The organism is Acinetobacter sp. AR_0276 (assembly GCF_003000705.1).
Classification (GTDB): Bacteria; Pseudomonadota; Gammaproteobacteria; order Pseudomonadales; family Moraxellaceae; genus Acinetobacter; species Acinetobacter nosocomialis.
Window position 1 is genome coordinate 2,850,858 of sequence record NZ_PSQO01000004.1, and the last position, 22,848, is coordinate 2,873,705.

19 protein-coding genes and 1 pseudogene are annotated in these 22,848 nt (G+C 39.8%); 14 read left to right on the forward strand and 6 right to left on the reverse strand.

Annotated features, from left to right (window positions below; translation table 11 throughout):
- The first annotated feature begins 16 nt into the window (after nucleotides 1-16).
- From CSB87_RS14485 to CSB87_RS14510, 6 genes are all read left to right on the forward strand, one after another.
- The gene (locus tag CSB87_RS14485) at nucleotides 17-841 is read left to right on the forward strand and encodes an alpha/beta fold hydrolase (protein WP_004888267.1); all 825 of its coding nucleotides are present in this window, start codon (nucleotides 17-19) and stop codon (nucleotides 839-841) included.
- A 15-nt stretch (nucleotides 842-856) separates the two neighbouring features.
- Nucleotides 857-1,651, forward strand: coding sequence for an SDR family oxidoreductase (locus CSB87_RS14490; protein WP_004888265.1), 795 nt, complete (start codon nucleotides 857-859; stop codon nucleotides 1,649-1,651).
- Nucleotides 1,652-1,666: 15 nt separating this feature from the next.
- Complete coding sequence (locus tag CSB87_RS14495) at nucleotides 1,667-2,458, forward strand: aspartate dehydrogenase (protein WP_000735778.1); 792 nt, start codon at nucleotides 1,667-1,669, stop codon at nucleotides 2,456-2,458.
- 13 nt (nucleotides 2,459-2,471) lie between these two features.
- The gene (locus tag CSB87_RS14500; protein ID WP_004888264.1) at nucleotides 2,472-3,938 is read left to right on the forward strand and encodes an aldehyde dehydrogenase; all 1,467 of its coding nucleotides are present in this window, start codon (nucleotides 2,472-2,474) and stop codon (nucleotides 3,936-3,938) included.
- A gap of 38 nt (nucleotides 3,939-3,976) precedes the next feature.
- On the forward strand, nucleotides 3,977-5,617 hold the full coding sequence (locus CSB87_RS14505) for a thiamine pyrophosphate-binding protein (protein WP_004888256.1): 1,641 nt from the start codon (nucleotides 3,977-3,979) through the stop codon (nucleotides 5,615-5,617).
- A 155-nt stretch (nucleotides 5,618-5,772) separates the two neighbouring features.
- Nucleotides 5,773-6,969: a hypothetical protein gene (locus CSB87_RS14510; protein WP_002054411.1), complete on the forward strand. Its 1,197-nt coding sequence runs from the start codon at nucleotides 5,773-5,775 to the stop codon at nucleotides 6,967-6,969.
- Nucleotides 6,970-7,030: 61 nt separating this feature from the next.
- On the opposite strand, the gene CSB87_RS14515 is transcribed toward CSB87_RS14510, so the two are convergent.
- The gene (locus tag CSB87_RS14515; RefSeq protein WP_004888255.1) at nucleotides 7,031-8,329 is read right to left on the reverse strand and encodes an MFS transporter; all 1,299 of its coding nucleotides are present in this window, start codon (nucleotides 8,327-8,329) and stop codon (nucleotides 7,031-7,033) included.
- A gap of 234 nt (nucleotides 8,330-8,563) precedes the next feature.
- Here CSB87_RS14515 and def point away from each other — a divergent pair, with 234 nt between their 5' ends.
- Nucleotides 8,564-9,046, forward strand: a complete 483-nt coding sequence (gene def / locus CSB87_RS14520; protein WP_004710118.1) for a peptide deformylase — start codon at nucleotides 8,564-8,566, stop codon at nucleotides 9,044-9,046.
- Nucleotides 9,047-9,224: 178 nt separating this feature from the next.
- Nucleotides 9,225-10,547: a glutaminase gene (locus CSB87_RS14525; protein ID WP_002054468.1), complete on the forward strand. Its 1,323-nt coding sequence runs from the start codon at nucleotides 9,225-9,227 to the stop codon at nucleotides 10,545-10,547.
- Here the strand turns inward: CSB87_RS14525 and CSB87_RS14530 are convergent.
- The gene (locus CSB87_RS14530) at nucleotides 10,514-11,302 is read right to left on the reverse strand and encodes an AraC family transcriptional regulator (protein WP_004888254.1); all 789 of its coding nucleotides are present in this window, start codon (nucleotides 11,300-11,302) and stop codon (nucleotides 10,514-10,516) included. The two genes, CSB87_RS14525 and CSB87_RS14530, sit on opposite strands and share 34 nt — an antisense overlap.
- A 106-nt stretch (nucleotides 11,303-11,408) precedes the next feature.
- Here CSB87_RS14530 and CSB87_RS14535 point away from each other — a divergent pair, with 106 nt between their 5' ends.
- Nucleotides 11,409-12,629 carry an MFS transporter gene (locus tag CSB87_RS14535; RefSeq protein ID WP_004888253.1) on the forward strand — a complete coding sequence of 407 codons (1,221 nt, stop codon included), beginning with the start codon at nucleotides 11,409-11,411 and terminating at the stop codon, nucleotides 12,627-12,629.
- Between the two features lie 67 nt (nucleotides 12,630-12,696).
- On the opposite strand, the gene CSB87_RS14540 is transcribed toward CSB87_RS14535, so the two are convergent.
- The gene (locus CSB87_RS14540) at nucleotides 12,697-13,842 is read right to left on the reverse strand and encodes an aldose epimerase family protein (RefSeq protein WP_004888251.1); all 1,146 of its coding nucleotides are present in this window, start codon (nucleotides 13,840-13,842) and stop codon (nucleotides 12,697-12,699) included.
- 172 nt (nucleotides 13,843-14,014) lie between these two features.
- On the opposite strand from CSB87_RS14540, the gene CSB87_RS14545 reads away from it, so the two are divergent.
- Nucleotides 14,015-14,461 carry a hypothetical protein gene (locus CSB87_RS14545; RefSeq protein WP_004888249.1) on the forward strand — a complete coding sequence of 149 codons (447 nt, stop codon included), beginning with the start codon at nucleotides 14,015-14,017 and terminating at the stop codon, nucleotides 14,459-14,461.
- Between the two features lie 12 nt (nucleotides 14,462-14,473).
- Here the strand turns inward: CSB87_RS14545 and CSB87_RS14550 are convergent.
- A pseudogene (locus CSB87_RS14550) lies at nucleotides 14,474-14,680 on the reverse strand (LysR substrate-binding domain-containing protein); the annotation flags it as partial.
- A gap of 160 nt (nucleotides 14,681-14,840) precedes the next feature.
- Between CSB87_RS14550 and CSB87_RS14555 the strand changes: the two are divergent.
- Nucleotides 14,841-15,326: a hypothetical protein gene (locus CSB87_RS14555; RefSeq protein WP_228131591.1), complete on the forward strand. Its 486-nt coding sequence runs from the start codon at nucleotides 14,841-14,843 to the stop codon at nucleotides 15,324-15,326.
- On the opposite strand, the gene CSB87_RS14560 is transcribed toward CSB87_RS14555, so the two are convergent.
- A protein-coding gene (locus tag CSB87_RS14560; RefSeq protein WP_076611894.1) for an IS5-like element ISAba27 family transposase occupies nucleotides 15,248-16,070 on the reverse strand; the annotation gives its coding sequence in 2 pieces (ribosomal slippage) (nucleotides 15,248-15,688 and nucleotides 15,690-16,070; 822 coding nt in all). The genes CSB87_RS14555 and CSB87_RS14560 overlap by 79 nt on opposite strands.
- Between CSB87_RS14560 and CSB87_RS14565 the strand changes: the two genes are divergently transcribed.
- On the forward strand, nucleotides 16,069-16,998 hold the full coding sequence (locus tag CSB87_RS14565; RefSeq protein ID WP_228131600.1) for a hypothetical protein: 930 nt from the start codon (nucleotides 16,069-16,071) through the stop codon (nucleotides 16,996-16,998). The two genes, CSB87_RS14560 and CSB87_RS14565, sit on opposite strands and share 2 nt — an antisense overlap.
- Nucleotides 16,999-17,049: 51 nt before the next feature.
- On the opposite strand, the gene metH is transcribed toward CSB87_RS14565, so the two are convergent.
- Nucleotides 17,050-20,736 carry a methionine synthase gene (gene metH / locus CSB87_RS14570; RefSeq protein WP_006581215.1) on the reverse strand — a complete coding sequence of 1,229 codons (3,687 nt, stop codon included), beginning with the start codon at nucleotides 20,734-20,736 and terminating at the stop codon, nucleotides 17,050-17,052.
- Nucleotides 20,737-20,801: 65 nt separating this feature from the next.
- On the opposite strand from metH, the gene CSB87_RS14575 reads away from it, so the two are divergent.
- Nucleotides 20,802-21,032 (forward strand): hypothetical protein, encoded by a 231-nt coding sequence (locus CSB87_RS14575; RefSeq protein ID WP_033845555.1) that lies wholly within the window; start codon nucleotides 20,802-20,804, stop codon nucleotides 21,030-21,032.
- A gap of 167 nt (nucleotides 21,033-21,199) precedes the next feature.
- Nucleotides 21,200-22,831, forward strand: a complete 1,632-nt coding sequence (locus tag CSB87_RS14580; protein WP_004710095.1) for an inorganic phosphate transporter — start codon at nucleotides 21,200-21,202, stop codon at nucleotides 22,829-22,831.
- Nucleotides 22,832-22,848 lie beyond the last annotated feature (17 nt).

The window sequence follows — 22,848 nt, forward strand, 5'->3', positions numbered from 1 at the left end:
AGGGAAAGAATTGAAAATGATGACACTCATTGAAAAGTTAGCAGAATTTCCGGTGAAAACGGTCAATGTTCAAGGCCAGCAGCAAGCCTATCGGGAAGCTGGTCAGGGCGAATACCTTGTGCTGTTGCATGGCATTAGTTCAGGTTCTGCTTCATGGGTAAACCAACTTGAAGTGCTGTCTCATCATTTTCATGTCATTGCCTGGGATGCACCGGGCTATGGCAAATCAGATGAACTTTTAACGGATCAACCGAATGCAACCGACTACGCAAAGCGTTTGGCAGCGTTATTCGATGTTTTAAAAATTAAAAAAGCGATTGTGGTCGGACACTCATTAGGCGCCTTACAGGCCAGTGCATTTGCTGCACTTTACCCAGAGCGAGTGGAACACTTGGTTGTTGCTAACTTAGCTCAAGGCTACCAACGTCACGATGAACAAACACAAATTCAGGTTTTTGAAAAAAGACCAAAAATGTTGAAAGAACTCGGTGCTAAAGGAATGGCCCAAAGCCGTGGACCTCATTTGATTTATAAACAAGAGCCACAAGCCTTAGCTTTAGTTTCAGAAGTGATGCAACAGTTGACCCTACAGGGTTTCACACATGCATCGTACTTACTGGCATATGACGAAATACGTAATTACTTAACCGATTTAAAAGTCCCATGCACAGTGATTGCAGGGCAGCAAGATCAAATCACTCCTGCGTTAGGTATACAAGAGCTTGCTCAGGAATTGCAGTTGGAACAGCGCTTCGTCATAGAAGATGCAGGACATTTAAGTTATGTCGACCAACCGCAAGCATTTAACCAAATTATGTTGACGATTCAGGAACAATCGTAAGAGAGATTAAGGATTATGAGCTTCCAAGTTGAAGGAAAAGTTGCAGTTGTTACCGGTGGCTCATCTGGGATTGGGCTGGCTGCTGTTGAAATACTGGTTGCAGAGGATGCAAAAGTTGCTTGGTGTGGTCGCGATGAAGAACGTTTAAATGCTTCTAAGCACTATATTTTAGAAAAATTTCCACATGCCAATATTTTTACCAAAGCATGTAATGTGTTGAAAAAAGAAGAAGTTCAGCAATTTGCCAAAGAGGTCAAACTCAATTTGGGCAATGTAGACATGCTCATTAACAATGCCGGGCAAGGTCGTGTTTCAAATTTTGAAAACACACAAGATGAAGACTGGATGAAAGAAATTGAACTGAAATATTTCAGTGTTTTACATCCGGTACGTGCTTTTCTTGACGACTTAAAACAGTCGGCAAATGCCTCAATTACCAATGTGAACTCGTTACTGGCATTGCAACCAGAACCGCACATGATTGCGACTTCATCTGCACGCGCTGCACTGTTGAATTTAACCCATTCTTTGGCGCATGAGTTTACTCAGTATGGCGTTCGTGTGAACTCGATTTTACTCGGTATGGTCGAATCTGCGCAGTGGAAACGCCGTTATGAGACCCGTTCAGATTTAAATCTGTCATGGGAAGAGTGGACAGGCAATATCGCAAAAAACCGTGGTATCCCAATGCAGCGTTTAGGCCGCCCGGAAGAGCCTGCACGTGCTTTAGTTTTCTTGGCATCACCATTGGCATCTTACACCACAGGTTCGGCAATAGATGTCTCAGGTGGTTTTAACAAACATTTATAAATATCAGGTGCTGTCATGAAAAAGTTGATGATGATTGGTTTTGGCGCAATGGCAGCAGAAGTGTATGCCCATTTGCCTCAAGATCTGCAACTCAAATGGATTGTAGTGCCATCTCGCAGCATTGAGAAAGTTCAATCACAAGTCTCATCTGACATTCAGGTGATTTCAGATATTGAGCAATGTGATGGTACGCCAGACTATGTCATTGAGGTGGCAGGTCAAGCAGCAGTGAAAGAGCATGCTCAAAAAGTTTTAGCGAAAGGCTGGACCATTGGACTGATTTCGGTGGGTACTTTGGCTGATAGTGAATTTTTGGTTCAGCTTAAGCAAACTGCCGAAAAAAATGATGCCCATCTGCATTTACTTGCAGGGGCTATCGCAGGTATTGACGGTATTTCTGCTGCTAAAGAAGGTGGCTTGCAAAAGGTCACTTATAAAGGCTGTAAAAGTCCAAAAAGTTGGAAGGGCAGTTATGCAGAGCAATTAGTCGATTTAGACCATGTTTCAGAACCTACGGTCTTTTTTACAGGAACTGCCCGTGAAGCTGCCATGAAATTTCCTGCCAACGCCAATGTTGCAGCAACCATTGCACTTGCAGGGCTTGGAATGGATGAAACCATGGTTGAGTTAACTGTTGATCCAACCATCAACAAAAATAAACACACCATTGTAGCAGAAGGTGGTTTTGGACAAATGACCATTGAACTGGTGGGAGTACCGTTGCCAAGTAACCCGAAAACATCAACTTTGGCTGCGCTTAGCGTGATTCGTGCTTGTCGCAATAGTGTAGAAGCAATACAGATTTAAGAAGGATTTGATCATGGCAAAGGAAATTTATATTGCGGGTGAATGGCGATTAGGCCGTGGTGCAGTCATTCAAAGCCTGTTTCCGGCAGATCAGTCGGTAAACGCTGAGCTTTCAACAGCAACGCTTGAAGATGTAAATGAAGCAATTGAAAAGGCAGATCAGGCTTGGCGTGAACCGAGCTGGAGAAACAGCTTGCCGCATGAGCGTGCACGTATTCTTTATAAAGTTGCAGACATTATTGAAGCGCGTGTAGATGAATTAGCGAAACTACAAACCCGCGATAATGGAAAGCCTTTAACCGAAACTCGTGGTTTAGTGATGAGCGCGGCGGCAACTGCACGCTATGTTGCTGCGGCATGTGAAACGTTGAATGATGAGCTCACCACTCAGCGTGCTCCAGACTTTATGACCATGAGTGTGCATGAACCAGTGGGCGTTGTGGCAGCCATTACCCCTTGGAACTCTCCAATTGCGAGTGAAGTTCAAAAGCTTGCTCCAGCTTTGGCAGCAGGAAATGCCGTGGTGTTAAAACCAGCAGAAGCAACTTCACTGATTGCTTTAGAGCTTGCCAAAATTTTTGAAGAAGCAGGTTTACCAAAAGGCTTACTCAGCGTGCTAGTTGGGCGCGGTTCTGTGATTGGTGATGCAATTGCTCAGCACCCATTGGTTCGTAAAATTTCTTTTACAGGTGGAACAACCACGGGTCGTCATTTGGCACACATTGCCGCAGATAAACTCATTACCACTTCGCTTGAGTTAGGTGGTAAGTCACCAACCATCGTTTTACCGGATGCAGATGTCGAACTGGCAGCTAAAGGTGTCGCGTACGGTATTTTTAGCTCGGCAGGCCAAGCGTGTATCGCAGGTTCTCGCTTATTTATTCATAGCAGTCTTTACGATCAGTTTTTAACGCGTTTGGTTCAAATTACTAAAGGCTTACGTGTGGGCCATCCAGAACAAGCTGGTGTGCATTTAGGACCACTGGTCAATGACAAGCATTTGCAGTCAGTTGATCGCTATGTACAGCTTGCCAAAAGCGAAGGTGGTCAAGTTCTGATTGGTGGTGAGGCACTTACGAATGGTGACTATGCCAAAGGAAGCTATTACTTACCAACGATTATTACGGGTTTAAATAACAGTGCTCAAACCTGTCAGGAAGAAATTTTTGGCCCTGTTTTAGTCGTTATGAAATATGACAATGAGCAAGATTTAATTGCCCAAGCCAATGACAGTTGTTTTGGTCTTGCCGCAGGTATCTGGACTGAAAGCTATCGCAAAGCTTGGCGAATTGCACGTGCTTTAGAAGTGGGAACGGTATGGATTAATACCTACAAAAAATTCTCGATTAGTGCGCCGTTTGGTGGCTTTAAAGACAGTGGGATTGGGCGCGAAAAAGGCCGTTTGGGCATTTTATCGTACATGCAACAAAAGAGTATTTATATGGGGCTGAATGAACAGCCCAACCCTTGGTGCGATTAATAAATTCAAGGACTGAAAACAAATTTTGAGGAACAGACATGACTGAACGTGTAAATGTAGGCGAAGCAATCGCAAGAGTATTAGAAGCGCACCAAGTTGATAGTATTTATGGTGTTATTTCCATCCACAATTTACCTATTGCTGATGCAGTTGGGCGCCGTGAAAAAATGCGCTTTGTTGCAGCACGTGGTGAAGCGGGTGCAGTCACCATGGCAGATGCACACTCACGTTTTAAAGGCTTAGGTGTAGCGCTGACCAGTACGGGTGCTGGGGCAGGTAATGCGGTGGGTTCACTGATTGAAGCAATGAATGCGAGTAGCCCTGTATTGCATTTAACTGGTCAGGTTGAGCGTGAATATCTTGACCGTGATGCAAGCTTCATTCATGAAACCAAAGACCAACTTACATTCTTACGAGCATCAAGCAAAGCGGCGTTCCGTATTACCAGCCCAGACAATGCTGTTGGTGTGATTCGTGAAGCCATCCGTGTAGCAACCACAGTTCCAATGGGACCGGTAAGTGTTGAGCTGCCGATTGATGTGCAGGCAGCAGAAATTGATTTGCCACTTAACTTAGGACCAGTCAAAGCACTTGAGTTACCACAGGCAGAGCAAGCAGAAATTGATCTTCTGGTAAACGAAATCAAAAAAGCAAAACGTCCGATTTTCTGGATTGGTGGTGGAACTTTAAATAGCGTTGCTGAAGTTAAAGCAATTGCAGATTTAGGTATTCCGGTTGTTTCATCGACTCATGCTCGTGGGGTTTTGCCAGATGATCATCCACGTAGTTTAGGTGCGTTCCATAACTCGGCAGGCGTTGAGCAATTATTAAAAGATGCTGACTTAATGGTTGTGTTGGGTTCTCGTTTACGTAGTAATGAAACCAAAACTTATTCGGTTGAATTCCCTGAAAACATTATTCAGGTGGATGCCAACCCAGTGGCTCAGCAACGTAATTACAAAATTCGTAACTTCATTTGTGGCGATGCCAAAGATGTCTTAACACGTGTGTTAGAACAACTTCAAGGTACTTCAAAAGTTGATGCCGATTACGATGCTGCTGTAGTGGCGGCTAAACAAGCTGCCATTGATGCACTGCGCAAGCAAATCGATCAGTATGCATTAATTTGTGATCACTTGCGTGCGGCTTTACCGCAAGACGGTATTTTTGTACGTGACATCACTATGTCGGGTAGTACATGGGGCAGTCGTTTATTCCCTGTACAAGCACCAAACCAAAACATCCACTCACTTGCGGGTGCAATTGGTTTAGGCCTTGCAACAGCAATCGGTGCTTCAGTTGCTAACCCTGACAAAAAAGTAATTGGTTTAGTCGGCGATGGCGGCTTAATGCTTGGCATTGGTGAAATTGCAACTATGGTACAAGAAAACACCAATATGGTCCTAATGATTATGAATGACGGTGGTTATGGCGTAATGCGTGGCATTCAAAATAACTACTTCGGTGGTCGCCAGTATTTCAACGAACTGCATACTCCAGACTACAAACTTCTTGGTGAATCAATGGGTGTGAAAAGCTGGAAAGTGGGTAGTGCAGAAGAGTTTAAAACGGTTATTCAAGAGGCTGTCGCTTTTGAAGGGCCAACAGTGATCGAGCTCGATATGAACTCGATTGGACCATTAAACTTCGCGGGTCCACCGCAAAAGAAACTGTATTAACCAGTTTGGATGGTTTAGTACATATGCGATGGGAGCTGCTAAGCCATCCTTTTTTTAGATAAATTTTTTTGTCTAAAAAACAATAAAAACGAAGTTTTACAGGTAAAACAAATAAAGTTCCAGCAGGACGCTGGAACTCAATCAAGGATGTAGAGATGAAAAAGACTTCATTGATCATGGCATTCATTGCGCAGCTTACGATGGGGGTAAGCGTCAATGCATTTGCAAAAGACTCATTGCTTGAATGGAAAAGTGATGACGGCACCGACTCATTAAAGTTAGGTGGGGTGGTTCGGTTAAATCAGCGCTATGAAGATTGGGAAGGCCCAAACCGCGGTTTCGGTAAGCTCTATTTTGATATTTTCAGAGTCGATTTAAAAGGTAAGTTTGATGATGCTTACATCAATGCCAGCTATCTATTTCAAGATCAGCAGAAAACATCTATTGAAAAGGCATACGTTGGCTATAACTTAAATGCCAATAACAGCATTGAAGCAGGTCTGGTTTATAAACCTTTTACAATTTATCCCTATCCGCAAAATGGCTGGACCTATCACATTCCATTCTTTTTAGGGTATGGAAATAACATTGCGCCGGGACTTAACTGGAATTATCACGACAAAGATTGGGATGTAAAACTCGGTTACTACCCGCAAATGTTAGAGACCAACTTGCGTTATTCACCTGAGAGTGCAACTTATGATGATTTGGCAGGAAATGCATTTCCATCTCAAAAAGCCTATCAAAATGAAAAGCGCAATCAAATCAATACCCGCATTGTTCGCAAGTTAGAAACCGATTTTGGTAAGCAGGAGTTTGGTGTTTCTGGCGCGATTGCACAGTTACATAACAAAGTGACCGATAAAGACGGCAAATATTATGCAGTCGGTTTACATACCGAAAACAACTACAATCGCTTTAATTTACAAAGTTCTGTCATTCACTATCAATATGATGCTAAAAACCCAGATGGTGTAAATAATGACATGACTTTAATGGGTAATAATGGCTTTACACCTGCTTATTTCATTGCTTCAGAAGGTACGATTGCCAGTTTAAACCTTGCTTATACGTTACCTGTGACCAATATGGGCAAACTAAAAGCCATTAAGTTTTATAATGACTATAGTTATCTCGATAAAAAACGTGATGATTGGTCAGATTCGCAAATGAACACTACAGGCATGATGTTTATTGCTTCGCCATTTATGGTTTGGGCAGACTATACGTGGGGTAAAAACTCCAACATTATTGGTGGCTCGACCAACTCAACAGGGTATACCTCTGCCACTTCACCTAACAGTGATAAATGGCTATACCGTATTAACTTTAATATCGGGTTTACTTTCTAAAGTAAGCAGTATTAAAAAACCACGCAATCGGCGTGGTTTTTTATTTAATAAGTGAAAATTTTTAATACCTGTTTTTTTCAAACTTATTCCAAAACACAAAGGCAGTTACAAAGGCCAAAATTGTTAGCGCGAAAATATAATACATCGCACCAATATCACTGTATTGACTGAGCCAATGAACTAAAGGTAGGGTCATACCACCAACAATTGCATAAGACAAATTATAAGAAAACGAAATGCCAGAGAAGCGAACAGGCGCGGGGAACATTTTAACCATACTGCTCGACACCATGCCGACAGTACCTGAGCATAGACCTAACAACATATATAAACCAAAAATGGTTGAATGTGCGGCATGACCTAAACTGTGATAAAAAACTGCCGCTGTAAGTGCCACAGCAAGCGCACCGATCATCATGACTTTGCCACAACCAAAACGGTCAGCAAAATAACCAGCCAAAATACAGCCGACCATTTGCATGATAATGGCTGCGCTTTGCATTTCAAAAGTCTGTGCACGATCAAAACCAAATGAACCAATCAACAAATTTGGCATGGCTAAAATCACTACCACCACACAGCCCGTTAAAAACCATGTAAATAACATGCCAATCGCAACCGCTGTTTTATGCGTTTTTAAGACTTGTTTTACAGGCATTTCTTTTGAAATTTCTTTACGTGCCTGCATGGCTTTAAATACAGGTGTTTCTTTTAAATACGTTCTTAAATAAAGTGCAACTAGACCAAAAATACCACCTGCAATAAAAGGTATACGCCAAGCCCAGTCATGGATTTGTGCTTCACTAAAATTCAGTGAAATCCATAAAGACATCAGTGCACCCAGTAAAATTCCTAAAGAAAGCCCAGCGGTGAGTAACCCATTTGCCAGTCCGATTTTTCTTTCAGGGACGTGTTCCGATACAAAGGTCCATGCAGCTGGAATTTCCCCCCCAATCGCAATCCCTTGCACCACACGCATAAGCAATAAAAGTAGAGGTGCCAAATATCCGATATTTTCAAAGGTGGGCAAAATCCCGATAAATAGGGTAGGCAGTGCCATCAGCAAAATTGAAAGTGAAAAGAGCTTCTTACGCCCGACCAAGTCACCAAAATGGGCCATGATAACCCCACCTAAAGGGCGGAAAAAGTAACCTGCTGCAAAAATGCCGTAAGTGTTGAGCATGGCCCAAAACGGACTAAGCGTACTTGGAAAAAAGAGGTCGGAAATGATTTTTGCGTAAAATACATAAATCACAAAATCGTAAAACTCTAAAGCGCCACCCAATGAAGAAAGGGCGAGGGTTCGTTTATCTTCTTTAGTGAGATAGTTCGCGTCCTGCAAAGTTAATTCCTGATCCATTTTTTACTTAGTTGTTGTAATTGAAGTTAGGATATTAATGGAAAAGTGAAATAAAAGTAAATGGAGGAAATTTGTTCTATAGGGATATGTGGATTTTACTTAGTAAGCTAAAAAAGCTTTAAAACAAAAAATGCTTTAGATGAAACAAAAACAGATGTCGGAATGACTTTTCTTTTGGCCTGTTCAGCGACACAATAAAACTTGTCATAGCCAGTTTAATGAGAGATTCAAAGGATGAGCGTAGTTTTACCTGTCGCGAAGCGCGGTGAAGATATTTTGAAATTAATCGCGGCTCCTGTTTCGGCAAATGAGCTAAACAGTAATTGGCTTTATCAGCTTGCTGACGCTATGCATGCAACAATGCTTGAGCGTAATGGGGTGGGGATTGCAGCACCGCAAGTTTATATCTCTAAACGCGTCATTATTGTGGCATCTCGACCAAATCCACGCTATCCGGATGCACCTGAAATGGATGCTGTGGTTATGGTAAATCCTGAAATTTTAGAGTTCTCAAACGAAGTTTGTTTAGGTGAAGAAGGCTGCTTAAGTGTGCCAGACGAACGTGGACAAGTTGAACGCGCAGAAATGGTTAAGGTGAAATACTTAACACTTCAGGGTGAGACGATTGAAAGCGTTTTTCATGGTTTTCCTGCTCGTATTGTTCAACATGAAATTGATCATTTAAATGGGATCTTGTTTGTAGAAAGAATAAGCTAACCATCTCTTTAAAGTTTTGAAAAACCTATAATGAGCTTGAAATGGAGAAGTTATAGGAATTACAATACTTATAGCGTGATATTTAAATCATTACAAAAGATATAATTTTAATATTATCAGCAGGTTGTGCTGAAATTTTGCGCGATGTTGTAAATCTCCTCATTTAAGGTTACTGACCATGAAAACCCCTCTCCCAGATTATTTGGCAAATGTTATAGAAGCCTGTGACGTCGATAATAGCGGTCATCTCGCCGATTATATTCCTGAGTTGGCAAATGCAAACCCAAATCGATTAGCTTTAGCAATGTCTACGGTAGATGGGGAAATTTATTCGGTCGGCGATGATGATGTTGAGTTCACCATACAATCGATTTCTAAACCTTTTGTATATGCCTACGTTTTGCAACAACTTGGCATTGATGCAGTACTCGCGAAAGTAGGGGTGGAGCCTTCAGGGGAAGCCTTTAATGAAATTTCATTGGGTAAAGACGGCCGACCAAAAAATCCAATGATTAACTCTGGCGCAATTACTGTACATTCCTTGATTCAGGTCAAACATGGTTTGCATAGCGCAGAAATTCTACGCCGTTTTATGAGCGAGCTTGCAGGCCGCGAATTAAGTTTTGATGAGTCTGTTTATGATTCGGAAGTCAAAACAGCCTACCGTAATCTTTCGATCGGTTATATGTTGCGAACGGTAGGGATTTTAGAAACTGACCCAGTCGATATTGTGAATGGGTACATTCGCCAATGTGCGATTATGGTTACAGTGAAAGACTTGGTACGTATGGGCAGTGTGCTTGCCAATGGTGGGGTCGACCCTAAAACTGGAAAGCGCTTACTAAATCGATCTGTGGTTAGACAAGTACTCAGTGTCATGATGAGCTGTGGTATGTATGATGCCGCGGGTGACTGGCTTTCAACTGTAGGTATTCCTGCTAAAAGTGGTGTAGCAGGTGGTATCTTGGGCGTGCTACCTGGTCAGGTCAGTATGGCTGCTTTTTCACCTCGACTAGATGAACATGGTCATAGTGTTCGAGGTATTGATATTTTAGAACGATTATCTCGTGACATGGGGTTACACCTCATGGAAGGAACACCTTCTGCACAAACCATTGTACAAAGCCATTATCGTACTGGAAAAGATGCATCATTGAGTGTGTATGTGCTGCGTGGTGTGTTGAAGTTTACTGAAGCTGAAATGTTATTGCGTATTTTACAAGACGAGACAATTGATCAAAGCACAATCGTCATTGATTTAACTCAGATTTCACTTATCCACGATGTGGGTAAACGTATGTTTTTAGAAGGCTTAGATCGTTTAATTGATGATGGACATACACTTGTTCTAGTCGATCCAGAACAGCGCCTAGATCATGCGAGAACTGGTAAAGACAGAGAACTTCATGTTTATCACGATTTCGATGATTTGCTCGAAAAGCATGACCTCCCTGCAAAAAAAAAGACTTATAGCGACATCGCGGCACTTCTAAATTGCTGAGGTGTTTTTCCTAGATGTCGCTTAAACATCGCACTGAACGCGCTGGGGTTTGTATACCCCAGTGACTCTGAAATTTGAGAAATAGATTCACCATTCGCGATTTTACTCAAGGCAAGTGCAATATGCATTTGCTGTATCCATGCCCGATAAGATAGCCCAGTTTCTTTCTGGAACATACGCATTAAAGTTCTAGAACTCGTGCCAATATCATCAGCCCAATCTGTTAAATCTTTTGAACTGTCAGGGGTATGTAATAACTCTTGGCAAATTTTTAAGAGTCTTTTGTCTTTCGGCCACGGAATCTGGATAGACAACAAATTGGCCCGATGTATTTCTTCAAAAATCAAAATTTGTAAAGAACGGGAAAGCTCTTGAGAGGTCGGTGTATTTGGAATTTCCTCTCGTTTAATTTCATTTAAACGTATTAAAAGTTCATGCAACAGGTTACTCACCCGAATAATAAAGCAATGTTGTCCCATTAGAGGGGCTGCATTTACTTCAACCAATGCCGTATTTAACTTCACGTGACTCAGTGAAATCACACTGTGCTCTACATGTGCTGGAATCCATAACGCACACATGGGTGGCACAATCCACACATTATTCGGTGTAAACACCTGAATAGTTCCAGTAGATGCATATAAAAACTGCGCACGTGTATGCGTATGGGTTGGGGTGATTTCTCGGTAAGAATGCTCGGAAGATAGCCCAATCACCAGTTCAGACAAATCGGACTGAATAAGAGAATCGGACATAAATTATCCTAGAAATTGTCACTTATACGATGATTATTGGAAGATAACTTTATAAGCGACAATTTACAATAAGCATCTCATTTAAAAATATTGGAGTTTTTCAGGTATGACGTCTTCAATACAATTGAAAGATGGTATTGCCAATACCGTTGCAAATGATCAGCCTCAAGGAATGATTATTAAAATTGTAGGCGCCGTGGCGGTTGCACATTTACTGAATGATTTAATTCAGGCGGTGTTACCAGCCATCTATCCAATGCTAAAAGCAAACTTTTCGCTGAGTTTTGCGGAGGTTGGCCTGATTTCGTTTGTATATCAAATTACAGGTTCTCTGCTACAGCCTTGGATTGGACTTTATACCGATAAACATCCAAAACCGTATCTTCTCCCACTCGGAATGGTCGTCACATTCTGCGGCATTATCTTGTTGGCATTTTCACCAAGTTTTGCTGTGTTGTTATGTGCATCTGCACTTATTGGAGTCGGGTCCGCAACCTTTCATCCAGAAGCTTCACGGGTAGCACGAATGGCATCGGGCGGGCGCTTCGGTACAGCTCAGTCGACTTTCCAAGTGGGCGGAAACACAGGTACTGCCATTGGCCCATTATTAGCAGCGTTATTAATTGTTCCATTTGGACAACATGCAGTTGCGGGCTTGGTGATATTTGCACTTTTAGCAATTTGGGTTTTATTTGGCGTAAGCCGTTGGACCGTGAGTCATGCTAAAAGTCAGGTAGTTGCGCGTGCTACCCAAGCACATACTAAATTGCATGGCCGTAAGCTCATTATCGCCTTGGGCACAATTAGTGTGTTGATGTTTGCCAAATTTACCTACATTGCGAGCATTAGTAACTACTTTACCTTTTACTTAATTCAAAAGTTCCATATCAGTATTCAAACAGCTCAATTACACCTATTTGCTTTTTTGGCGGCTGTGGCAGTAGGTACATTTGCTGGTGGCCCAATTGGCGATAAGATTGGCCGTAAAGCTGTGATTTGGGTTTCATTTGTTGGTATGGCGCCATTTGCATTAATGATGCCGTATGCAAACTTATTTTGGACAACAGTTTTTTCAATTATTGCTGGTTTGGTGTTGTCATCGGCTTTTGCAGCGATGGTGGTGTATGCGCAAGAAGCTGTTCCGGGCCGTGTGGGTATGATTGCGGGTTTAATGTTTGGCCTTATGTTTGGGGTAAGTGGTATTGCCGCAGCTGGGCTGGGGCATTTAGCGGATATTAACGGTATTGAATGGGTATTTGGTTTATGTTCATTGTTGCCATTACTTGGTTTTGCAACAGCACTTTTACCAAACACAAAGGTTAAATAAATGAAAAGACTCTCAGCCATATTCAACTGAGAGTCTTTTTAATATGCACATAGCCTCATTAAAAAGACTATTTTTGAACACCAAACTTAAATACAGTAACACTGTTATAAGTTTGATTTGGGTTTAAACGTGTAGACGGGAAAGCCGGTTGATTTGGGCTGTCTGGAAAATGCTGTGTTTCTAATGCTAGTGCGTCTGCTTGTCGGTAGAGTACGCCATTTGCGCCAACAATATTTCCGAGTAAATGATTGGCTGTATACATTTGGACACTTGGTTCAGTGGTTAAGACTTGCATGGTCCGTTTAGATTTTGGGTCAACCACAATCGCTGCAAGATTGAGTTTCCCTTGAGACTTTTGATTAATTACCCAAGTTTGGTCATAGCCATATCCATAGGCGAGTTGCTGATTATTTGCTCGAATATCTTTCACAATTGCTTTAGGCTTCCGAAAGTCAAAAGGCGTACCTGCAACTGAAGCAATTTCACCTGTTGGTAAAGAGTTTTGATCGGTTACTAATATACGGTCTGCATTGAGTTGGACAATATGATCGAGCACACCATAAGGATTATTGCCAGCGCCTGATAAATTGAAATAACTATGGTTGGTAAGGTTGACGACTGTAGGTTGATCAGTTTTGGCTTTATATTCAATCTTGAATTCATTTTGATCTGAAAGACTGTAGATTACTTCTACATCTAATTTTCCGGGAAAACCTTGATCACCATTTGGACTGGTTAACTTCAGAGAAGCTTTAACGGTTTCACCTTGAGAGACGAGGGGTTTAACTTGCCAAACACGTTTATCAAAACCAGGATTCCCGCTATGTAATGAGTTCGGGCCATTATTTTTTTCGAGGTTATACGTTTTTCCATCTAAGCTAAATTTAGCATTACCAATCCGGTTCGCATAACGACCAATCAAACCACCAAAATGAATGCCTTCCTTGGTATCAGTGACTTCATAGCCTTTTAAGTCATCAAAGCCCAAAACAATATTATTTTGTTTGCCTTGTGCATCGGGAGTCAAAATCTGGGTAATTACACCACCGAAACTAATAAAAGATACCGAGACTCCTTTGTTATTGCTCATGGTATAGAGTTCAACTTTTTGACCGTCTTGAGTCGTGCCATATGGCTTTACATTTAAGGTTGCTGCATTTGCCAGTTGTGCAAAGCTGTAAATCGTAACACCTAAAATTACTAGTTTTTTCATGCTTATACTCTATTTTTTAATAGTTAGATTGCATGAATATAAGATTGATTTTTCGTCTTTTTAAAGAGGTTTTTATTATATATAGTGTTAATGAGGATTAGCGCTGTTAACTCTAACTATTGAACAAACTGGCCCTAGTCCTATTAATAAAACTCAGCGGTAAGCTATTTTTATGACTCATTCTGTCTCAGTTTTAAAATTTTCACTTGCTCTTAATGGCTTGTCATTTGATTTAGACAACCAGCACATTCAACTTGAACTGGGTTTGGGTTTTATTAATTCAAAAAGTATCAGCAATGGCGTTGTTGATGAGCTTGCGGTTGAAAAGATGATTTATTTTATTGAAGAAATCATCGAGTCTCAGCCCCTCAGAAATTTAAAGATAAGTGGGGTAGTTGTTACGGCTGATACCGCCATGGCACAACTCAGTGAGTTATTTTTTAGTGCTAAAAAGCAAATCAGCCGTATTGAGCTTGAGCATGGATTTAATGATTTTATTGAGCGTTTAAGCTACTACACAAACCAAGTGGCTCGAGATCAGGTTTATGTTTTTACCTACTTTGTATTTGTTCGAGAGATGATGCATCACTTAAGAGTTGAGGAAATTCAGATCATTTAAGAAATCACTTTCTCAATCTGCTAACTCATCATGAATCCAGTTTAAAAACAGTTCAATTTTAGGAATAAATTGATGCGTTCGAGGATATACCAAATGATGAGCAGAAATAGGAATCGATAGTTCATCTGCAAAAACTCTAACCAACTTTCCTGAGTCCAAATAATTTTGAGTGAGTAAATTACTTTCCAAAACAAATCCTAGTCCATGCATAGCTGCTTCAAATATCGAGTTTTTTAAAACTAAAAATTATGATAGAGACTTGGAAGGTTGATTTTATCTTTTTTTCAAAATAAATAATTGAATTTAATGGTATTAATATTTGTAATTGATGATAATATCTGTAGGGATTTAAAAAACAAAAAATTAATATGAGGATCTTATGAGTTATAAACTAATCAAAATAAGTGTATTAAGTACTATTTTTTTAATTGGTTGTGGGGAGGAGTCCAAAAGAGAAGAAAATGAGTATGAAAAAAATATGCTTACAATCGAAGCTGAAAATTTTAATGATAAAGTTAACTTGAATGTAAAAGAAGAGGAATATAGCTTAATAGCCCAAGGAAATAGCTCAGATGTAACTCTCTATTTTAACAAACCCGATAAAACGGACCTTCCTATTTATGGTGAATTACAGCTTTTGGCTGAAAGTAATAAGGCACGTTTTGCCTCACTTGCTTGGATAAATAAATATAATGATATGAGTGTTTTATTTTGTATAAATTATGAAGACTGTTCAGATAATACGGAATATAGTTTTGATAATGATAAGACCTCTTGCGAAAGTCGTTATTGCAAGTTCATCCGATTTACCAGTGCAGCGATTAAGTTAATGCGTAAACCGAATCTTTTCCGTCTATTTCGATAGCGTTCACTTAATATTCTAAATGTTTTCAATTGACTATTAATATGTTCGATCACAACTCGTATTTTTCCAATCATTTTATTGTACTTTTTCTCAACATCAAATAAGGGTAAATTCTTCTTTTTCTTTATTGGCATCAATAATTTAAAGCCATCTTGCTCTAATCCGTAGTACCCTAAATCGGTCATAACATATTTACAATGTTTGAATTTTTTAACCGTTCTTCTTGCCAATTTAATGTCATGCTGACTGCCATTCGATATATCTAGCCCTATGATTTGTTTGCTGTTCGGATGATAGATCACTTGTGCTTTTAGCGTATGTTTCTTCTTTTTACCACTGTAGAACTTACTCTGATTTTTTTTTCGGACGTTCTATTGAACATTCTGTCGCATCAATAATGACCCAGTTAAACTGTTCGTCTGCTGTGGTAATGCTTCGTTTTGGCAGAGTAAACCGTCTTGATTTCATCAATGCATCTTCAACCTTTTTAATGGTTCGATTCACATTACTTTCAGCGATATGGTAATTTGCAGCCAACTCCAATTGAGTGCTGTAATTCCGTAAGTAATTGAGTGTTAATAATAATTGATCCTCTATAGCTAAAGTATGAGGACGCCCAGATTTCTTTTTAAGTGATTCTACTTCTTTTAAAACTTCGATCATTTCACTAAAAACTGGTCGAGGTACACCAACCAAGCGCTGGAATTCAGAATCTGAAAAACGATTTAATTTCTGATATCTCATGAAATTTAGATTGAGGTGGTTTTTACTTTCGCAAGAGGTCTATAGTAGACAATTAAATATAAGATTTAAAAATAATTTTAATAAATTATGGAAAAATTATTTAGTTGACTGGATAGAAAAAAAAGATTTAACGGCAAAAATTACAGGTAACTTAGAATTAAAAATACCCTCTAACTGGGTGGGTTTTAATAAAGATAGATTTCCAAGAAAAAGTGGGATAGGTATCCTCGAATTAGATAATCAAGTATATAAATTATCTGATATGAATTCAGATATTATTATTTATAAAGATGGAAATAATAAAAACATTGGTAGTGTAGATGAACTTGTTTTTAAAAAAGATGATGATATTGTGAATATTGAAATATTTAAAGAAAGTAATAATAATCAATATTCTAAAGATATACAACTTAAAGTTCGAAATTATAATTTAACAAATTATGAACCAGGTTTTTCCTTTTATGGCTTAGTTCCTGCTTCGTCGATCTCGTGGGGAGATAATGAAAAGATACTATCTATTAATATACAGAACTTGAATTTATTTGATAAAGAACGAAATAAATTTAGAGTGTTAGATTTGGAATATAATATTCCTAGGAATACTTCTAATATTTTAATTAATAAAGAAATATATCCTATATTGCGCCAAAATTATGGTTTCGCTTATGTCGTAAATGATCAGAAAAAATATTCTATTAGTTTAATAGGGCAAACAGGAGCTTATCCATTGGAAGTAATTCAAGAATTCAATGGTCATATTTCAATTGAAACTACGAAAGAAAATGAAAAAATAGTTTGTGGAGATCGCTATAAATCTTGTTCAGGTTTATCTATGGATAATGATAAAAAAACTTTTAGATTTAATAATGTTAAATTAGGTGAAGATGTTTTCAATGGAATGATTTATATTCCAGGAATTATTGATTAAATATGATAAAAAATCCCCTCACTAGAGGGGATTTTTTATTACTATTTAAACTTAAACAATCGAGTCATCTAAATTCGGCGCTAACCAACGCTTTGCTTCATCTAGTGTCCAACCTTTACGTTTTGCATAATCTTCAAGTTGGTCTTGAGAGATTTTACCTACGTTGAAGTATTCACTTTGTGGATGAGAATAATAGAAACCACTTACCGAAGATGGCGGCATCATTGCAAAGTGTTCAGTCAGTTTAGTACCAATTTTGTCGGTAGAACCTAACCAGTCAAACAATACTGCTTTTTCAGAGTGCTCAGGGCAAGCAGGGTAACCTGGTGCAGGGCGAATACCGACATATTTCTCTTTAATCAGTTCTTCATTACTAAGCTGTTCATCAGCTTTATAACCCCAGAACTCTTTACGAATGCGTTCATGTAAGTGTTCGGCAAAAGCTTCTGCAAAACGGTCGGCTAGTGACTGAACTAAAATTGCAGAGTAATCATCACCTTTGGCTTTGTATTCATTTGCCAATTCTTCTGCACCAAAAATCGATACAGTGAATCCGCCTAAGTAGTCCTGCTGCTCGCTATCAGCACGGATGTAATCTGCCAAAGACAAGTTTGGTTTACCTGTCACTTTGTCAGATTGCTGGCGTAAGTGCTCAAAAGTATGCGTAACATTTTGCCCCGCTTCATCAAATACGCTCACTGTGTCTGCATCAGTGCGCTGAGCAGGGAACATACCGAATACGGCACGAGCATCAAAACGGTTATTGTCGATAATATCTTTCAACATTGCTTGAGCTTGATTGTACAAATCTGTTGCAGCTTCACCAACCACTTCATCTTCTAAAATTTTCGGGAATTTACCTGCCAAGCTCCATGAAATAAAGAATGGTGTCCAGTCAAAATAATCCACGAGTGTTGCAAGCGGATAATTCTTTAAAACTTGTGTTCCTAAAAGATTTGGTTTTGGTGGCACGTAGCTTTCATCAATTTTAAAACCATTTTCAACCGACTCTTTATAAGTCAGTTTGGCCGCTTTTGGTTGTTTGTTGGCTAAACGTTCACGAATTTTGGCATATTCAGCACGGTGCTCTTCAATAAATGCACCTCGCATGTCTTTAGAAAGCAAGGTTGTAGCAACACCTACAGCACGTGAAGCATCGGCAACATAAATTACTGCATCATTCTGATACTGAGGGTCAATTTTTACTGCCGTGTGGGCTTTAGATGTCGTCGCACCACCAATTAATAGAGGAATGTTAAAGCCTTTGCGTTGCATTTCTTTCGCAACAAATACCATTTCATCTAAAGATGGAGTGATCAGACCAGACAACCCGATGATGTCACATTTTTCATCAATTGCGGTTTGTAAGATTTTCTCGCAAGGTACCATTACACCAAGGTCAACAATGTCATAACCATTACAGCCAAGTACCACGCCTACAATATTCTTACCAATATCGTGTACGTCGCCTTTTACCGTTGCCATGAGGACTTTACCTTTAGATTGTCCTTCAGACTTTTCAGCTTCAATGTAGGGGTTGAGCCATGCTACAGCTTGTTTCATTACACGGGCAGATTTCACAACCTGCGGTAAGAACATTTTGCCTGAACCAAACAAGTCACCAACCACGTTCATACCGTCCATCAGCGGTCCTTCAATCACATCTAAAGGACGTTTAGATTTTAAGCGCGCTTCTTCGGTGTCTTGGTCAATATAAGTCGTAATACCTTTAACTAGTGCATATTCAAGACGTTTTTCAACCGACTCATTACGCCATTCAAGGTTTTCAGCTTCTTTAGCTGCGCCGCCTTGTCCGCGGTATTTTTCTGCTACTTCAAGCAGTTTCTCAGTCGCAGCTTGACCAGATTCACCTTGGTTTTGGTTTAATATGACATCTTCAACAGCTTCTTTTAGCTCGGCTGGAATATCATCATAAATTGCCATTTGCCCAGCGTTCACAATACCCATGGTCATGCCTTGCTTAATGGCATGGTACAAGAACACCGAGTGAATGGCTTCACGAACGGGTTCATTACCACGGAACGAGAACGAAACGTTCGATACACCACCAGAAATCATGGCATGTGGTAAGTTCTGTTTAATCCAACCTGTTGCTTCAATAAAATCGACCGCGTAGTTGTTATGTTCCTCAATGCCAGTTGCTACTGCGAACACGTTCGGGTCAAAAATAATATCTTCAGCAGGGAAGCCTACTTCATTCACTAAAATATCGTATGAGCGCTTACAGATTTCGCGTTTACGTTCAGCAGTGTCAGCTTGTCCAGCTTCATCAAAGGCCATCACAATAATTGCGGCACCATATTGACGGCAGAGGCGGGCTTTTTCGACAAACTCGTCATAACCTTCTTTTAAGGAAATGGAGTTAACAACCGGTTTACCTTGTACGCATTTTAAGCCAGCTTCAATGATTTCCCATTTTGATGAGTCAATCATGATTGGCACACGTGAAATATCAGGTTCTGATGCTACAAGGTTTAAGAAATGCACCATCGCATTTTGCGAATCGAGCATCCCTTCATCCATGTTAATGTCAATAATTTGCGCGCCAGCTTCCACTTGTTGCTGTGCAACCTCTAAAGCTTCGGCAAAGTTTTCTTCACGAATGAGGCGTAAGAATTTTTTAGAACCGGTAACGTTAGTACGTTCACCAACGTTTACAAAGAGAGAGTCATCATAAATATTAAATGGCTCTAAACCACTTAGGCGACAAGCAGGTACGGTTTCAGGTACTTGGCGAGGTGCAATATCTTTGACTGCATTGGCAATGGCGCGAATATGGTCTGGTGTCGTACCACAGCAACCACCAGTAATATTAATTAAACCGCTTTCAGCAAATTCTTTTAAGAAAGCTGCAGTTTGCTCAGGTGTTTCGTCATATCCACCAAATGCGTTTGGTAAGCCCGCATTGGGGTGTGCTGAAACGAAAGTATCTGCGACATCAGAAATGGTTTTTACGTGAGGACGCATAGCATCTGCACCAAGGGCACAGTTAAAACCGATTGAAAGCAAATCACCATGGCGCACAGAGTTCCAGAAAGCTTCCGCAGTCTGACCCGTTAAAGTACGACCTGATGCATCGGTAATTGTCCCTGAAATCATAATTGGTAATTCACGACCAATTTGTTTAAAGACTTCTTTGACTGCAAAAATCGCTGCTTTACAGTTTAATGTATCAAATACGGTTTCAATCAAAATGATATCTACACCGCCTTCAATCAGTGCATGAGTCGCTTCAATGTAGTTTTCTTTTAACTCATCAAAGGTAATGTTACGAAAAGCAGGGTCATTTACATTCGGTGAAATTGAACAAGTACGCGATGTAGGCCCAAGTACACCAGCAACAAAACGTGGTTTTTCTGGAGTTGAATATTTTTCACAAGCTGCTTTGGCTAAACGTGCTGCTTCACGGTTAATCTCTGGAACAAGATCTTCCATGTGATAGTCAGACATTGAAACACGCGTGCCATTAAAGCTGTTGGTTTCAATAATATCTGCACCAGCATCAAGATAAGCTTCATGAATGCCTTGAATAATTTGAGGTTGTGTCAAAACTAAAAGGTCATTATTACCCTTTAAGTCATGTGCCCAATCGGCAAAACGCTCACCACGGTAGTCGGCTTCTTCTAATTTATGGCGCTGGATCATAGTTCCCATAGCACCATCAATAATCAGAATGCGTTTAGCAAGAAGCGCTTTTAGGGTGGCAAGCGTAGACATAGAAAACCCCGATCTTTTATATGAATTTAAAAATGCGGCGCTATTGTAACAGAATAGCAGCACAAATGATGACCTACGAAGGTCATGAGACAATAAGTAAAAAAATAAAAAAGAGGGTGTTTTATGACAAAAACGAAAGAATTTTCATGAAATATTCATCAAATGATCATGATATTGAAATATTTCATGCTCAATATGCCGAAATATTACAGTTGTTCTGTATGAAAAATAGACATATAGGCCATTTTATTTATTTTTTTGCTGTAAAAATAAGCACAAAAGGAGCTCATAAATAATGAATTAAGTTATTGTATTTTAAAAATAAAATAAAAATGATCGGGGAAAGGTGCATCAAATGAGGTCAAAATATAAAAAATTGACTTCATCAGGCGGCTCTTTGTCATATAATTGTCATAATTTAATTTAAGAATACAGAGGATTTTATTATCCTCTTACCGTCTGCATGAATTCTAATCTACCCCCTGTTTCGGATTCAAAACTTGCGGCAAACCTGCAAGCAAAATCGACGAATGTACACGTCCCAACACCGAAATTTTTTATGCCGGTGTTTCTGACGATTATTGTTGCAACACTTATTTATATTGGGTTTCAGGTTAGTGCTGATTTAGCGCATGTTCCACCTTTGAGCCTTTATTCGGTTATTCTTTTATCTACTGCACTTTTCATTGCATTGGGCTTTGAATTTGTAAACGGTTTCCACGATACTGCTAATGCAGTTGCAACGGTCATTTATACAAATGCATTGCCTGCACCAGTTGCAGTCATGTGGGCTGGTTTTTGTAATTTTCTTGGGGTAATGGTCGCAAGTGGTGCTGTTGCTTATGGCATTATTGCATTGCTTCCTGTTGAACTTATCATGAACATGGGTAGCGGTGCTGGCTTTGCAATGGTTTTTGCATTGTTAATCGCTGCAATTCTTTGGAACCTTGGTACTTGGTTCTTAGGAATCCCAGCTTCTAGCTCTCACACCTTGATTGGTTCAATTTTGGGTGTGGGTATTATGAACCATCTATTGAGTGCATCGACTGGCGTAACGACCAGTGGTGTAGATATGGACCAGGTGATTAAAGTAGGTAAGGCATTATTATTTTCACCTTTAATTGGTTTTGCTTTTGCAGCAATCTTATTCTTGTTGGTTAAAACTATTTTCAAACGCCAATTAGAATTATTCCAGCCACCTGAAGGTAATAAGCCACCACCAGCAATCATTCGTGCAATTTTAATCTTTACCTGTACAGGTGTAAGTTTTGCACACGGTTCAAATGACGGCCAAAAAGGTATGGGTCTCATCATGCTCATTTTGGTTGGTTTAGTACCGTTAGCTTATTCAATAAATAAAAACCTAGATACACAACAGGTTCAATCATTCCACCAGCTTTCTTCTCAAACTGCTGTTTTGTTAAACCATAATCAGCAAGAATTGACTGATGAAAAAGCGCGTGAAGTTTTAACTAAATATATTCAAACCAAGCAACAGACACCTGAAGTTGTACCTGCATTGGCAAGTATGACTGATCATTTAGGTGCTCGTGTTTCTAGCTATAGCGACTTAAAAGATATTCCTGAAGCTGCGATTAGTGAAATTCGTAATGATATGTATTTAAGCACAACCACGTTTAAACGTTTGGACAAAGCAGATGCTTTACCAAAAATGGATGATTCACAGAAAAAGCTTGTGAAAGATTATCGCGGTAGCTTGGATTCATTCTTACAGTACATTCCAAACTGGGTGAAAGTTGCGGTTGCATTAGCGCTTGGTCTTGGCACTATGGTTGGTTGGAAACGTATTGTGGTGACTGTAGGTGAGCGTATTGGTAAGAACCATATGACTTATGGTCAAGGTATGTCTGCTGAGCTTATTGCAATGAGTACTATTGCAGCAGCAGATGGTTTAGGTATGCCAGTTTCAACTACTCATGTTTTAAACAGTGCTGTTGCGGGTACCATGGTTGCAAATAAATCAGGTCTAAACTTTAATACCATTAAGACAATTTTGTCAGCTTGGATATTTACTTTACCTGCGACCATCTGTTTGTCAGGTGGTTTATATTGGTTGTTCTTAAAGTTCATTTAAGTTGTCTGCTTAAATCT